The 14,987-nt window shown below is 65.5% G+C and carries 10 protein-coding genes and 2 pseudogenes; 5 read left to right on the plus strand and 7 right to left on the minus strand.

The genetic code is table 11. The features are described 5' to 3' along the window. Positions 1-184: 184 nt before the first annotated feature. From XarbCFBP7408_RS23435 to XarbCFBP7408_RS18450, 4 genes and pseudogenes are all read right to left on the minus strand, one after another. Positions 185-409, minus strand: a pseudogene (locus XarbCFBP7408_RS23435) (endo-1,4-beta-xylanase); the annotation flags it as partial. A gap of 714 nt (positions 410-1,123) precedes the next feature. Then, a pseudogene (uxaC, locus tag XarbCFBP7408_RS18440) lies at positions 1,124-2,545 on the minus strand (glucuronate isomerase). Between the two features lie 43 nt (positions 2,546-2,588). Continuing rightward, positions 2,589-3,575, minus strand: coding sequence for an endo-1,4-beta-xylanase (locus XarbCFBP7408_RS18445; RefSeq protein ID WP_104564194.1), 987 nt, complete (start codon positions 3,573-3,575; stop codon positions 2,589-2,591). A 10-nt stretch (positions 3,576-3,585) separates the two neighbouring features. Continuing rightward, positions 3,586-5,094: an MFS transporter gene (locus XarbCFBP7408_RS18450; RefSeq protein WP_104564195.1), complete on the minus strand. Its 1,509-nt coding sequence runs from the start codon at positions 5,092-5,094 to the stop codon at positions 3,586-3,588. A gap of 282 nt (positions 5,095-5,376) precedes the next feature. Between XarbCFBP7408_RS18450 and XarbCFBP7408_RS18455 the strand changes: the two genes are divergently transcribed. The 4 genes from XarbCFBP7408_RS18455 to XarbCFBP7408_RS18470 all read left to right on the plus strand — a co-directional run bounded on the left by XarbCFBP7408_RS18455 (position 5,377) and on the right by XarbCFBP7408_RS18470 (position 11,854). After that, positions 5,377-8,316 carry a TonB-dependent receptor gene (locus tag XarbCFBP7408_RS18455; protein ID WP_181106876.1) on the plus strand — a complete coding sequence of 980 codons (2,940 nt, stop codon included), beginning with the start codon at positions 5,377-5,379 and terminating at the stop codon, positions 8,314-8,316. A 98-nt stretch (positions 8,317-8,414) separates the two neighbouring features. Continuing rightward, positions 8,415-9,902: an MFS transporter gene (locus tag XarbCFBP7408_RS18460; RefSeq protein WP_104564196.1), complete on the plus strand. Its 1,488-nt coding sequence runs from the start codon at positions 8,415-8,417 to the stop codon at positions 9,900-9,902. Between the two features lie 36 nt (positions 9,903-9,938). After that, positions 9,939-10,973, plus strand: a complete 1,035-nt coding sequence (locus XarbCFBP7408_RS18465; RefSeq protein WP_104564197.1) for a glycoside hydrolase family 43 protein — start codon at positions 9,939-9,941, stop codon at positions 10,971-10,973. A gap of 347 nt (positions 10,974-11,320) precedes the next feature. Then, positions 11,321-11,854: a lipocalin family protein gene (locus XarbCFBP7408_RS18470; protein ID WP_104564198.1), complete on the plus strand. Its 534-nt coding sequence runs from the start codon at positions 11,321-11,323 to the stop codon at positions 11,852-11,854. Positions 11,855-11,936: 82 nt separating this feature from the next. Here XarbCFBP7408_RS18470 and XarbCFBP7408_RS18475 read toward each other — a convergent pair whose 3' ends face one another. Both XarbCFBP7408_RS18475 and XarbCFBP7408_RS18480 read right to left on the minus strand, forming a co-directional pair. After that, positions 11,937-12,290, minus strand: coding sequence for a ribonuclease E inhibitor RraB (locus XarbCFBP7408_RS18475; RefSeq protein WP_104564199.1), 354 nt, complete (start codon positions 12,288-12,290; stop codon positions 11,937-11,939). 189 nt (positions 12,291-12,479) lie between these two features. Beyond that, positions 12,480-13,052, minus strand: a complete 573-nt coding sequence (locus tag XarbCFBP7408_RS18480) for a hypothetical protein (RefSeq protein WP_104564200.1) — start codon at positions 13,050-13,052, stop codon at positions 12,480-12,482. Between the two features lie 156 nt (positions 13,053-13,208). Between XarbCFBP7408_RS18480 and XarbCFBP7408_RS18485 the strand changes: the two genes are divergently transcribed. Then, the gene (locus XarbCFBP7408_RS18485) at positions 13,209-13,412 is read left to right on the plus strand and encodes a YdcH family protein (RefSeq protein WP_039513143.1); all 204 of its coding nucleotides are present in this window, start codon (positions 13,209-13,211) and stop codon (positions 13,410-13,412) included. 412 nt (positions 13,413-13,824) lie between these two features. On the opposite strand, the gene XarbCFBP7408_RS18490 is transcribed toward XarbCFBP7408_RS18485, so the two are convergent. Then, on the minus strand, positions 13,825-14,805 hold the full coding sequence (locus XarbCFBP7408_RS18490) for a zinc-binding dehydrogenase (protein WP_104564220.1): 981 nt from the start codon (positions 14,803-14,805) through the stop codon (positions 13,825-13,827). Between the last annotated feature and the right edge of the window lie 182 nt (positions 14,806-14,987).

Below are 14,987 nucleotides of genomic sequence, written 5' to 3' on the forward strand. Positions count from 1 at the left end.
CTGCATGGTCAATTGTTCGCCACTTCTGACATGTACTGGAAAATTCCGCTGGTTGCGCCTCGCGTCGCGGCTGGTATTTCAGCAGCCTGTTAGGCTGGTGATTACGATCAAGCAGCAATGGATAATTGGTGCGGCCAGGCACCGGGTAATCGTTTTTCCACGACATGCCATCGCTGACGCCCCACGCGCGCATGCGCTCCAGCTGTGCCTCCGACGTATTGGGCCTGCCTTGCGCATCGACGAAGAACCACTCCGGTGTCTGGTTATGTCAAACCAGGGTGTGGCCGACCACGAACTGCCGGTGACCTTGTGCGTAAGCCACGAATGCATCGGCGGCAGCGAAATCGAGCACGCCACGACGCGGTGCGATCACTTCGGCCTTCATCACGTTCTCGGGCGTGAGCGCATTTTCAGGATAGGCGTGCCAGCCCGATGGGCAGCCGACCGAGTTGTATTGCGAGGCACTGCCAGCGAAGAACCAGTCCTGGATGAAGACGACCGGAGTGCGGCCATCGCTGGCATCGCCGTCGCTGTCGGTGGAGTAGATGAACTGCTCCCAGGTCTGGCATGAGGAATAACCGAACTGCGAGCAGGTGGCGGGATTGCTGGCGATGTCGGTGTTGATCTGCGACGAATAATCGGCCACACCGGTGATCACGCCGCTCACGCTAGGAACGAGCCCACTGTAGAGCGCGTGTCACTGCCCGTGCCTGCAGCGCAGTCTTTGCCGTTACCGACCGTGGAGGTGCCTTCGGTGCTTTCGGTCTGGGCGGCGGTGGCACGTCCATTGCCCTTGGTGGCGGCCGGCGGCACCGACACGAACGTCGGTGGCGGCGCGCAACGCCTCGCCTCCCAACCCATGTTCGGGAACGCCGAACGGAAGCAGCCCTCCATCGATGGCGCTTGCTGTTGGATCGTCGCTTCCCACGCGGCCATGACCTCGGCGCATGGCCTGCCTCACACGCAGGGCGGCGCGATCGTTCTACCCCGTGTGCGACACCATGCGGACGGCGCAAGCCGTTCGCGCGACCACGCAGTGGCCGTGCTGCCAGAAAGCCACGCCATCCCGCTCCTGCGGGGTACGCGCGGCGCGCGATGCAGCGGCGATGTGCGTGCTGCGCAATTACAGCTTGTAGGCCTGCTTGGGCAGGCGGTAGCCCAGATCGATCGCCACCTCGACCGCTTCGTCTTCCTCCAGCCGATGCTCGGCCACCAGCTTGGCCAAAAACGCGCTATCGACGCGCCGCGCCACATCGTGCCGCGCGGGGATCGACAGAAACGCGCGCGTATCGTCGTTGAAGCCCACGGTGTTGTAGAAGCCGGCGCTGGCCAGGGTTTGCTCGCGAAAACGCCACATGCCTTCCGGCGCGTCATGGAACCACCAGGCCGGCCCCAGCAGCAGCGACGGGTAATGCCCGGCCAGTGGCGCCAGTTCGCGGCTGTAGCTGGTTTCGTCCAGCGTAAACACGATCAGGCGCAGGCGCGGGTCGTTGCCGAACCGGTCCAGCAAGGGTTTGAGCGCGTGCACGTAGTCGGTGCGCATCGGAATATCGGCGCCCTTGTCGCGCCCGAAGGTCTGGAACAACTGCCGGTTGTGGTTGCGGTAGCAGCCCGGGTGCAGCTGCATCACCAGGCCATCGTCCAGGCTCATCGCCGCCATCTCGGTCAGCACCTGCGCGCGGAACAGCTCGGCCTGCGCCGGTGTGGCGGCACCACGCACCACGGTGTCGAACAGGCGCTGCGCCTCGGCTGGCGACAGGTCTGCGGTGGCCGCGCTGGGGTGGCCGTGGTCGGTCGAGGTGGCGCCATGTGCGGCAAAGAACGCACGCCGTTGCCGATGCGCGCGCAGATAGCCTTGCCAGCTCAGCACATCCTCGCCGGTGAGCGCGCCGAACTGCTGCAGCGCAGCGGCGAATTGCTCGTGTTCGGGGTCGACCACCGGGTCCGGGCGATATGCGGTGAGCACGCGCCCCTTCCAGCCGCTGTCGGCAATGGACGCGTGGTGCTACAGCGTGTCCAGCGGCGACTCGGTGGTGGCAATCACCTCGATGTTGAAGCGCTCGAACAGCGCACGCGGGCGGAATGCCGGCGTCTGCAGCGCAGCGGTGATGTGGTCGTAGTAATGATCGGTAGTGCCGGCATCCAGCCGGATGCGCAGATCGAACACGTCATGAAACACATGATTGAGCCATAACGCAGAGGGCGTGCCCCGCAGCAGGTGGTAGTGCGCGGCGAACACGCGCCACGCCGCGCGCGGGTCCACCGCCGCGCGCGATCCATCCGCACGCGGAATCCCCAAGGCATCCAGTGCGATACCCTGGCTGTAGAGCATGCGGAACACGTAGTGGTCCGGCACCAGCAGCAACGCGGTGGCATCGGCGAACGGCGCGTCGGTAGCGAACCATGCCGGATCGGTATGGCCGTGCGGGCTGATGATCGGCAACGCGGCGATCTGCGCGTACAGGCGGCGGGCGATCGCACGGGTGCCGGGGTCGGCGGGCAGCAGGCGGTCGTCGTGCAGGGTCAGCGGGGTGGAGGTAGCCATCAGTCGGTCGCCGGACGGGCAGGAAAAAGGCAGGGCACCGGGATCACCGCGCCGCTCCGTGGCTGGCAACGTAATCGCGCAGCCAGGTCAACGCCGGCCGCTCGGTGCCATCGGCGCGAATCAGATAGGCCGCTTCCGTGTCGCGCCACAGGCCGGGGCGAAAGCCCCACAGCGTGATGCCACGCACGCCGGGATGCTCCCAGAACACCGGAAACACGCGTTGGTAGGCGGCCAGCTGCTGCGCATCGGCGGGCCCGTCCAGGTCGAACTCGGTGATGTAGATCGGCAAGCCGGTCGCGGCCAGTGCATCGAGATTGTCGTGATGCATCGACATCGCCACATTCGGTGTGGTTTCGAAGGCATGCTCCTGCACGCCGATCGCATCGACCAGCTGCTCGCGCTGCAGCAACTGCACGATCTGCAGGTACTTCTGCGTGGCCTGGGGGCTGTTGGTGATGCTGTAGTCGTTGATCATCAGCCGCGCACGCGGAAAGTGCTGGCGTGCCAGCCGGAACGACTGCAGCACCCATTCCCAACCGCTGGCGCCGTCGCCGCCCAAGGCCTGCAGGTAGTTGCCGCCACCGGTGTCGTCCTTGCTGGGCGGGTCGTTGAGCGGCTCGTTGACCACTTCCAGCAGGTCGATCTCCGGATAGCGCTGCGCCACCGCGGCAAACCACTGCTCGATCTCGCGGCGCTGCTCGGCCGGTCGCAACGACGTGATCCACTCCGGCTGCTGATTGCCCCACACCATTACATGCATCTGGAACGGCATGCCGTTGGCCTTGACCAGCTTGTAGGCGGTATCCAGCCCGCTCCAGTCCATCTGGTCGCGCACCGCTTCCACGCTGCCCCACTTGCCGCTGTTTTCCGGCGTGAGCTTGTTCCAGTACTGCGCAAATCCCGGCGCCTGTTGCGGACTGTAGGCGCTGCCCAGGAACTTGGGCGCGCCGGAAGCCAGCGGCGCGGCCTGCGCAAGCGTTGCGACGTTCGCCGCCAACAACAGCCCGATTGCCAGTGTGCGTAATTGCATGATGATCCCCTCAGGAAGATGCATTGGCTGTCGGTGCGGCATCTGCCGGCAGCTGCGCCGGCGCCAAGCGTGGCACCAGCATGTGCACCACCGCCAGCGCCAGCAGATACGCCGAGCCTGCCATCAGGAACACCGGCACATAGCTGCCGGTGGCCTGCAGCAGGAACCCGATGAAGGTGGCGATCAGCATGCCGCCGACCGCGCCGGCAAAGCCGCCGATGCCGACCACGGTGGCGACCGCGTGGCGTGGAAACATGTCCGACGGCAGCGTGAACAGATTGGCCGACCACCCCTGGTGCGCAGCGGTGGCCAGGCCGATCAGGCCCACCGCCAGCCACAGGTTATCGGCGCGTGCAGCGAACACGATCGGCACCACCGAAATTGCGCAGATCAGCATTGCGCTCTTGCGCGCGCGGTTGACGCTCCAGCCGCGGGCGATGAAGCGCCCGGCGACCCAGCCGCCGGCAATGCTGCCGATGTCGGCCAGCACGAAGATCACGATCAATGGCGCGCCCAGTTGCAACAGGCTCAAGCCGTATTCGGCATGCAGGAACTTGGGCAGCCAGAACAGGAAGAACCACCAGATCGGGTCGGTGATGAACTTGCCCAGCACGAACGCCCAGGCCTGCCGGTGCCGCAGCACCTGCAACCACGACAGCCGCCGCTGCACCGGCTCGTGCGCATCGCTGCGGATATGCGCCAGCTCTGCCGCCGACAGGCCGGGTTGCTGCTCGGGCGGGTGATAGCTGAGCCACCACACCAGCAGCCAGGTGGCGCTGAGCACGCCGGTGAACAGGAATGCCGCCTGCCAGCCCCAGGCGGTGGCGATCAGCGGCACCAGCAACGGCGCGACGATCGCACCGATGTTGGAGCCGGAATTGAAGATGCCGGTGGCCAGTGCGCGCTCGCGACGCGGGAACCACTCGGCCACCGTCTTCAGTGCAGCGGGGAAGTTGCCGGACTCGCCCAGCCCCAGGAAGAAGCGCGCAATCGCAAAGCCCACCACGCTGGTGGCCAGCGCATGCCCCATTGCCGCCAGGCTCCAGATGCCGATCGCCAGCGCGTAACCGACGCGCGTGCCGAAGCGGTCGATCACCGCACCGCTGCACAGCAGGCCCAGCGCGTAGGCGGCCTGGAATGCGGTAACGATATAGCCGTACTGGATCTCGTTCCAGCCGATCTGCGTCTGCAGAAACGGCGCCAGCACGCCCAGCACCTGGCGGTCGACGTAGTTGATGGTGGTGGCGGCAAGCAGCAGTGCGCAGACGCGCCAACGCATGCGGCCCAGGCGTGCCAGCGTGCCGGCAGGTGCAGCCGCTTGCGGCAACTCGCTCATGTGCGCGGGCGCCATAGCGCTGCTGGAGGCAGCCTGCGCTGGGCAATTGCGCAACAGCCACTGCAATGCGCTGCCACGTGTCGCGTGTGGCCCGGCCCCTGGTTGGCGTTTCCTTCGGTTCGATTCATCGAGCACTGCACCTGCACGAAGGTGGCCTTGCGCCACCGGTGATAGCGCTACCATTACCACGCCGCTGGGCAAAAACCATCGCGCAGTGCAGCACGCCAGTGTGCCATTTACAGCCGCCACGGTTTCGATCAGCACCTCTCTCGCACCTGCTGCGATGCCTTCCGTCGCCTATGCTGCCCTGCAGCGTGATGTTCTGAATTTGGTAGCGCTAACATCGGCCACTGCTGATCGCCCGTCTCCCCCATCGCACCATCGCCGCGCCGCTATCGGCAGCGGCACTCCCTGCGCAGGGGCGATGCGTGGGACATCTGCTCACCTGTTAGGGAAGGGATTACGGTGAAGAACAGCTACGCACAAACCGCGTTGTCCTGCGCGTTGGGGTCCATCCTGCTGGGCATGACCAGCACCGCCGCCTGGGCGCAGTCCAGCGACGCCGACAGCGCCTCCTCCGCACAACCGCCAGCGGGCGCCGCTGCCAGCGGCGATGCGGTGACCCAGCTCGACACCGTCACCGTCTCCGGCTACCGGCGCAGCATCCAGTTTTCCACCGACGCCAAGCGCGACTCGGTGGGCTTTGCCGACACCGTGTTTGCCGAGGACATCGGCAAGTTTCCGGACATGAACATCGCCGAGTCGCTCAACCGCATCCCCGGCGTGCAGCTCTCGCGCGACGTCAATGGCGAGGGCCTCAACATCGCCATCCGCGGCCTGGGCACCAGCTTCACCAAGACCACGCTCAACGGCGCCAGCATCGCCACCGCCTCGATCGGCCTGAACGCGCAGAACCAGAACCGCGAAGTCGATCTGAACCTGTTTCCCACCGAGTTCTTCACCCAGCTCACCGTCAGCAAGACGCCCACCGCCAGCATGCTCGAAGGCGGCGTCTCCGGCGTGGTGGATATGCGTAGCGCGCGTCCGTTCGATCGCCCCGGCGTGCACTTCACCTATCAGGCCCAGGCGGACTGGAACAGCACCAGCGAAAAGACCACCCCGCGCGGCGCCTTCATGGGCAGCTGGACCAACGAGCAAGGCACCTTCGGCGCATTGCTGGGCGTGGCCTCGGTGCGCGGCAAGCTCGGCGTGCGCGGCTTCGAAAGCGTGGGCTGGACCAACCCCGGCCTCACCTACACCCAATGCGGCCTCACCCCGCCTGCCGGCACCCCGGCCACCAATCAACCGGCCGCGTGCAACGTCAATGGCGGCGGCAACTGGCGCATTCCCGACCGCGTGCCGGCCACCGCCGGCAGCGGCCTGACCACCGGCGAGACCATCGATGCGGCCTGGCTGCTGGCGCGCAACCCGGGCCTGAGCATCGACCAGATCAGCGACGCGCTGATTCCGCGGCTGGGCCGCAGCGTCTACATGAATGGCGATCGCGACCGCGATGCCTCGGTGATGTCGCTGGAATGGCGCCCGTCCGACAGCATGCATTTCTACCTGGACACGCTGTATTCGGAAGCCAAGCGCACCACCCAACGGATCAGCATGAATCTGATCGGCCGCAACGGCAACATGATCCCGCTCGGGATGCAGCTGGACCAGAACAACGTGGTCACCAGCGCCACCTTCGCCAACGCGCAGTACTTTCTGGAAGCGCGCCCGTACCGGGAAGAGGTCAAGTTCTGGAGCGTCAATCCCGGTGCAGAACTGCTGTTCGGCGAGAACCAGGACATCAAGCTCAACGTGCAGGCCAACGCCACGCGCAGCTGGCTGGCACGCGAGTCGCCCAGCATCCTGGTCACCTCGCCGTTCACCACCGTGGACTATCGCAACGAAGGCGGCGACCGCCCCTCGATCAGTAGCCCGCTCGATCTCAACGACCCCAACCTGGGTTGGGGCTGGACCGGCGGACGGGTGAATATCCAGAACGAAAAACGCATCACCGAAACGCGTGGCGCACGGGCCGACCTGCAGTTCGGCGAAGACAAGCGCAACCTCAAGATCGGCGCCGCCTACGACCAGGCCGAGCGCACCATCCGCGGCTTCGACAACAGCATCGCCTGGGAGCAGGTGGTCTGCCGTGGCGGCGGTGGCAACGTGTGCAACGGCGGCCCCGGTTCGGCCGTGCCGAGTTCGGTGCTGGCCACGTATCTAAAGCCCGGTCCGGACGGCTTCATCACCGCCGATTTCAACCGCTTCCTGGGCGACACCAATTACTACGCGCTGCGCGATTCCGCACCGGAGACCAACTCCGCCAACACCGGCGCCTCGGCCGGCGGCATCCGCGAAAAGAACCTGGGCTTCTATATCGAAACCAACGCGGAAACCGAAGTGTGGAACCGCACGCTGCGCTTCAACGCCGGCGTGCGCTACGTGACCACCGACCAGACCATCACCGGCCCGGTCACCATCAACGGCATCCGCCGCATCCAGGTGCTGGATTCGGACTACAAGGAAACCCTGCCTTCGTTCAACGCCGCCTGGGATGTGGCCGACAACGTGGTGCTGCGCCTGTCCAGCTCGCGCACGCTGACCCGGCCCGACCCCAGCGCGATGCTGCCCAACACCAACTTCAGCGACCCCTCCGCGCAGACCGCCACCCAGGGCAATCCGAACCTGGCGCCGTATCTGTCCACCAACGTGGATTTCGGTGGCGAGTGGTACACCGGCGGCGAAGGCTATGTGGGCCTGACGTTGTTCAACAAGCGCATCAGCGGCTTCACCGTCAATGGCGTACGGCGTATTCCCTTCAACGACCTGGGCGTGCCCTACGACAGCCTGCTGCCGATCCAGCAGGCCGGCCTGGACCAGCGCGGCGGCCCCAACGCCGCCAGCGTGGATGTACAGACCCAGGTCAATGCCGACGGCGTACTCAACATCCGCGGCACCGAGGCGATCTGGGTGCAGCCGCTGGACAAGCTGGTCGACGGCCTGGGCTTCAGCGTGAACTACACCCATGTCACCCAATCCTCCGAAGGCGAAGGCGTTCCCGCAGTGGCGGTCGGTGTGGCGCCGAACCTGTGGAACGGCACCGTGTACTGGGAAAAGGACGCCGCTTCGGTGCGCCTGTCCTACACCTGGAACGACGACATGGTGATCTCCGGCGCCAACCAGAACGGCATTCCCTACGCGCGCCTCAACGCCGATGCGCGCGGGCAGCTGGATCTGTCTGCCAGCTACACCCTGGAGTCGCTGCCGTCCAAGCCGCAGATCACCCTCAACGTCACCAACCTCACCGACGAGCCATTGCGCACCACCTACGCCTGGCCCAACGCCACCTACGATCTGTACGAGCCCGGGCGCACGGTCATGCTCGGCATCCGCGGTACCTTTTGAGTGCTGTGTTCGCCGGTCGCGATCACCTCCCATCGCGACCGGCAGCCTGGCGCGCGCCGCGGCGTTTTCCGCAGCACTCCCTGAGCCCGCCCCACCTCATGAACGATCGCTCACAACAGCTCTCCTTGCGCGAAAAGATCGGCTACAGCCTGGGCGACCTGGCGGCCAACCTGATCTTCCAGACCCTGGTCACCTTCCTGGCGTTCTTCTACACCGATGTGTTCCGCATCCCGGCGAGTGTGGCCGCCACCCTGATCTTCGTGGTGGGCATGCTCGGCGCGTTCGTGTTCACGCCCATCATCGGCATCCTGGCCGACCGCACCCGCACGCGCTGGGGTAAGTTCCGCCCGTGGATCCTGTGGACGGCATTGCCGTTCGGTGCCTTGTCGCTGGCCGCATTCAGCACGCCCGCACTCGGCGAGCAGGGCAAGATCGCCTACGCCTTCGCCACCTACACGCTGCTGATGCTGGTGTATGTGGCCAACAACCTGCCGTACTCGGCCTTGAGCGGTGTGCTCACCGGCAGCATGGAGCAGCGCAACAGCTTGTCGGCCTACCGCTTCCTGGCGGTGACGTTTGCACAGTTCATCATCCAGGTGTTGTTGCTGCCGCTGGTGCTGATCCTGGGCAATGGCGACAAGGCACAGGGCTTTCGCAACACCATGGCGCTGTTCGCCGCCGTCGGCACGCTGTGCTTTCTGATCACCTTTTTCACCACGCGCGAGCGCGTGCTGCCGATCAGCGAACAACGCAGCAGCGTGCGCCAGGACCTCACCGATCTGGTCCGCAACCAACCCTGGCTGGTGATGCTGGCGCTGACCATCCTGGTCTTCATCAATCTCGCCATGAAGGGCGGGATGTACATCTACTACTTCAAGTACACCCTCGACGCGAACGCATTGACGCTGTTCCTCGACAACGCCGGCTTCAACCGCTTCATTGCTGCAATCAACAGCATGCTTACCGGCGCCGGCCTGAGCGCGCTGCAATGGCCGCAGGACGCACCCACCTCGGCCTTCAGCGTGTTCAGCGCCGGCGGCATCCTGGCGATGATCGTGGGCATCGGCTTTTCCAAGCGGCTGGCCGACCGCTACGGCAAGCGCAACGTGTTCGGTGGCGCGCTGCTGATCTCCACGCTGTTCCTGCTGGCGTTCTACCTGTACCCGCCGAGCGCGACCGGCTGGGTATTCGGCTCCTACGTGCTGCACGGGTTCTTCTACGGCATCACCATCCCGCTGCTGTGGGCGATGATCGCCGACGTGGCCGACTACTCGGAATGGAAGAACCACCGCCGTGCCACCGCGATCATCTTCTCGGCGATGTTGTGCGGCCTGAAGATCGGCCTGAGCGTCGGCGGCGCGCTGGTCGCCGGCATCCTGGCGTTCTATGGCTACGACGCCGCCCTGCCGCTGCAAAGCGATGCCGTGACCAACGGCATTCGCCTGGCCATCAGCGTGTATGCGTCCATCCCGTTCCTGCTCGGCACCGCGTTGCTGGCGCTGTACGAGATCGACAAGCCGCTGGAAACCCGCATCGAACACGAGCTGGGCCTGCGCCGACGCAGCGCCGCGCTCGCCAGCAGTTGACGCCCTCTCCCTCCCACCTCATGCACAGGTACGCGCATGTCCGATGAACTGCACACCGCTGCACTGCAGGCGCTGGCGCGCACCGCCATTTCCGCACCGCTGGTCACCCACCTCTATACCGCCGACCCTTCCGCACACGTGTTCGACGGCGCGTTGTACATCTACCCCTCGCACGACATCGATGCCGGCGTTGCCTTCAGCGACGACGGCTCGCACTTCGACATGGCCGACTACCACGTCTTGCGCATGGCCCATCCCGGTGCACCGGTGGAAGACCTGGGGCAAGTGCTGCACGTGCGCGACGTGCCCTGGGCACAGCGCCAGATGTGGGCACCGGATGCCGCGCAGCGCGACGGCAAGACCTATCTGTATTTTCCGGCCAAGCGGGCCGACGGCATCTTCCAGATCGGCGTGGCGGTCGGCGATGGCCCGCAAGGCCCGTTCGTCGCCGCAGCCGAACCTATCGCCGGCACCTACTCGATCGACCCGGCGGTATTTGCCGACCACGACGGCGCGCATTACCTGTACTTCGGCGGCATCTGGGGCGGCCAACTGCAGCACTACCGCGACAACGTCTATGCGCCGGACCATCAGGAACCGGGCGACGACGCGCCCGCACTCGGCCCGCGCGTCGCCCGCCTGCACGAGGACATGACGCAACTGGCCGAACCCACCCGCGAGATCATCATCCTCGACGAACACGGCACACCATTACGTGCCGGCGACCATGCCCGCCGCTTCTTCGAAGGCCCCTGGGTCCACCACCACGCCGGCCGCTATTACCTGTCCTACTCCACCGGCGATACCCACCGCATCTGCTACGCCACCAGCGATACCCCGTACGGGCCATTCGCCTACCAGGGCGTGCTGCTCGCACCGGTGGTCGGCTGGACCACACATCACTCCATCTGCCTGTTCAACGGCCAGTGGTACCTGTTCTATCACGACGCCGTGCTGTCGGGCGGGCAAACGCATCTGCGCAGCATCAAGATGGCACCGCTGGAACACGACGCGGATGGAAGGATCGCGACGATTCATCCATATGGGGAAGACGCGGTATCGCCCTGGTGAATGCCGTCGGGCTACCGCCTGCCGGAACTCAAACCAGCCCGTCATGGCTCGACCGCCGGCGCTGAACGACACGTCCTGCCACCGCTGCGCTTTCAAAGCGCGTCGTAATCCTTGTTGCGGCTGATCGTCGACCCGGCGCTCACCGCTCCGTGATCGCGCGTTTCCTGGCATGCACAAGGCGTCGGCCTGGCGCTTCAACGCCGCCATGACATGTCGAGCGTTACGGTCGTGCCGCTGGCACACCACGCCAGCGTGCACCCAGTCCGGAACTGCATCGCATGGGGTTGCATCCGGACGCACAGCAACGCCGTAGGTCTATCTACGGGTTCTTTCTGGTGGAGGTTGCCATGCGAGGTGGTTCGATGCTGTTGTTGCTGACGCTAGCGGTCTACGGGAGTGCAAGTGGGAGCGAGCCGCGTGCCGCCCTGCCCCGCGCAGACAGCGTCGACGTGCCGCGCTTCATGGGCGACTGGTACGTCATCGCGCACATTCCCACCCGGCCCGAGCGCAAGGCCTACGATGCCGTGGAGCGCTATGCGCTGCGGCCGGACGGCCGCATCCAGACCACCTTCACCTACCGCAAGGGCAGCTTCCAGGCGCCGCTCAAGTCCATGCACCCGATCGGCCAAGTGGCGAAGGAAGGCAATGGTGCGCTGTGGAGCATGCAGTTCTTCTGGCCGTTCAAGGCCGAGTACGTGATCGCCTGGCGGGATGCGGCGTATGCGCAGACCATCGTGGCGCGCAGCAAGCGCGATTACGTCTGGTACATGGCGCGTACCCCGCAGGTCTCCGATGCCGACTATCAGCAGGCTGTCCAACGTATCGCCGCAATGGGCTATGACGTGTCGCAGCTGCGCCGCGTACCGCAGTCGCAGCGGTAACGCGGTAACGCGGTAACGCGGTAAGGGTGCAACGAGCTCAGCGATGCAGTGACTGCATCGCTGAGCTCGAACACGGGCTGCGTCAGGCGTCCTTGTCATCCACGGAAAACTCCCAGCCGTCATTCAGGCCACCCAGGGGCTTGGCCTCCACGGCCAGCTCCTCCTCGAATGCCGAAATCGCCTTGTGCGACGGCACCATGGTCGGATATACCGTCACGTCCATCGGAAACGCGGTGTTTTCCGGATAGTGGCAGCAACGCACCTTTTGCTCGAAGCGCAGCAGCATCACCGAGAACTCCAAGGCCGACTCCTTCGTGGGGAAGACCACGGAGAACGCAATCTCGCGCGGCTTCGACAGGTTTACGCCTTGCTGGGCAATGTGCCAGAGGGTGTTGCCATTATCGTCGTTGGGATACAGGTCCGGATGTCGTTGCATGTGAGCTTCGGTCTTTGGCGGCCCGTGGCCAGGGAAGAGCGCTGGCGCTGATTGTGCGCTCTGATCGCGTGTCGCCAGGATCCAGACCTCGGCTGCTGGAGCCTACCGTCTCCCGGTGTTCGAGGTGCCTGCTCAGGCAATGAACCCACTACGCAGATGGCCGTACGATGTGCGACCACCTCGGGCAATTCACGGCACCCAAACCAGATTCATCAACTGCGGATCAGCCGTCACCTTGACCAGCTTGCCGCTGGGGCCGAACTGCGCCTGGTACTCGGAGAAGCTGTCGCGCCAGTAGCGCCACAGCGAGGCGTCCAGATTCGGGTTTTCGCTGCTGATCGGGTAGCCGACGGCCATCAGCACCTGTTCGCGGGTCATGCCGCCGGTGAGCTTGCCGTCATTGATGGCCTGGCGGATCTTGGGCGGGAAGGTGGCCAGCTTGAGCTTGGGGTCGGCGGTGACGACATAGCGGGCGGCGAAGGCGGTGTTGTCCAGGTCGCGGCTGTAATCGTTGCCGATGGACTGCTTTTCGCCGGCGATCTTGAGGTTGACGCGGTTGCGACCGAAGCCGGTGACGCTGACCGGGGTGCCTACGGGAAGCATGCGCTTGCCGTCTTCGGCGTAGTTGCTATCGCTGATCCAACTGCCGTCGGTGCGCAGGTTGCAGCACAAAAAGCCGTCGTACTTGGCGACGTCGGCGGCGCTGGCCAGGTTGGCGGCGGTGAGCAGGCTCAGGGCCAGCAGGGAAGAACGCAAACGCATCGTAAAGACTCCTTTCTCGACGGCCATGGCCGCGCGGCAATGATGAGGTGAGGCGCGCCGCCGTTTCCCCAACGGCGCGCAGGCATTGTCGCAGCCCCGGGCGGCTTGGCAAGCACAGGTGACGCGGCCGGCCCGTGGTTGTGTATGCTCGGAGCCGTGGAAACTCTCTCACCCGCCGAGATCGCCGAGCAGATCGCCGAGTTGCGACGCGCCCACCGCGCGTTGGACGAGGAGATCCAGCGCGTGCCCGCCAACATGGAGGACGAGCTGCAGATGAAGCGCCTGAAGAAGCGCAAGCTGCATCTCAAGGACTGCATCACGCGGCTGGAAATGGAGCTGGTGCCTGACGAGCCGGCGTGAGGTTGGTGCGTGCGGCCGCCTGGGTTTGCTTTGCGGTCGTGGATATCAACGTCGCGGTGACAGGCAGTTGAGTCAGTTGGTGACGCAGGCAGGGGTTTGTCGGCATGGCGCCGGCTTGAGGCGTGTCGCGTTGGTCGCTTGGGCCGCACCCTTACCCCAACCCCCGCTGCGCGCCCCGGCCCACGTCTTGCGACGCGGGCGCTCCAAGGCACGCGCGCCAGTGGCGCGCAAGCTATGCCGCTTCGCCCCGAAGGAACAGGGGCTTGATATGCCGGCCTTGGAGAATTGTCGATCTCTTCGGCCGATCTGGGCAACGGATCCGGGCGCTTGTTCGCGTCAGCGGACGTGCAAGCGCCTCACCGTTTTTGCGCGTCAGGCGCCGATTGTCGTAAGACGACCCGAGCCACCGTCCTCAACCTGCGCGTAGCAGGATCTTGCCGCGGCGGCCCGGTTCGGCGCTTGCCGCTGCCGCTTTCGCCGCGTCTTCCAGATCGAATACCGCTTCCACCGGCAGGGCCAGGCTGCCATCGACGGCGGCCTTGAGCAGTTCGCCGATCATGCGGCGCTTGTCCTCGGGCTTGGTGGCGGCCATGACCTTGCTGCCCCAGAAGCCGCGCACGCTGGCCTGCTTGAAGATCACATCGCCGCTGGAAATCTGCAGCGGCTCGCCGGTCATCGAGCCGAACGAGATCAGCTCGCCGCCCTCGGCAAGCAGCCCCATCAGGTCGCCGGCTGCGCTGCCGGCGACAGAGTCGATTGCGCGCACGATCGGTGCCTCGCCGGCCAGCGCGCGCGCCTTGTCCTGCCAGCCTGCTTGCGCGGTGGAGATTGCGTTGCCGATGCCGAGCGCTTTCAGCTCGTCCGCGCCGGCGTCGCGGCGCACCAGGTTGATCACGTTGATGCCGCGTGTGGCGGCGAGCATGGCCACGGTCTTGCCGACCGCGCCGTTGGCGGTGTTCTGCACGATCCAGTCGCCTTTTTTGACGTGCAAGGATTCGATCAGCATGAGGGCGCTCAGCGGCATGGCGATCAACTGGCAGCCGCGGTCATCGTCGAGTGCGTCGGGCAGCGGGACGACGCCGGAGGCGTCGGCCAGGAAGAATTCCGCCCAGCTCTCGTGCACGCCGGCGGCGACCACGCGCTGGCCGGTCTGCAGGCCTTGGACGCCTTCGCCGAGTGCGTCGATCACGCCCGCCGCTTCGCTGCCGCCGATCGCGGGAAGCTCGGGCTTATAGCCGTAATTGCCGCGCACCGTCCACAGGTCGTGGTTGTGGATCGGCGAGCGACGCATGGCGATGCGCACCTGGCCCTTGCCGGGGTGCGGAGTAGGCCGTTGACCGAGTTCGAGCACCTTGGCCGGGTCGCCGAACTGGGTGTGGATGGCTGCGCGCATGGAGATCTCCTGCCGGGCACGCCTGTGGTCCAACGCACCCGATCGTGATGAACGGTGGCGCGATGCTATCGGCAGGGCTGCAAGAGGGGGATGAAACGGACGGAACTGTTGTGTGAAGTTCCCGGCGTTGGTGAACAACGTCGGAAGTGACTCTGGTCTGCTGCAGCGCTGGAGGATTTGCG

Origin of the sequence: Xanthomonas arboricola pv. guizotiae, from assembly GCF_002940205.1 — a bacterium.
GTDB classification, from domain to species: domain Bacteria; phylum Pseudomonadota; class Gammaproteobacteria; order Xanthomonadales; family Xanthomonadaceae; genus Xanthomonas; species Xanthomonas arboricola_C.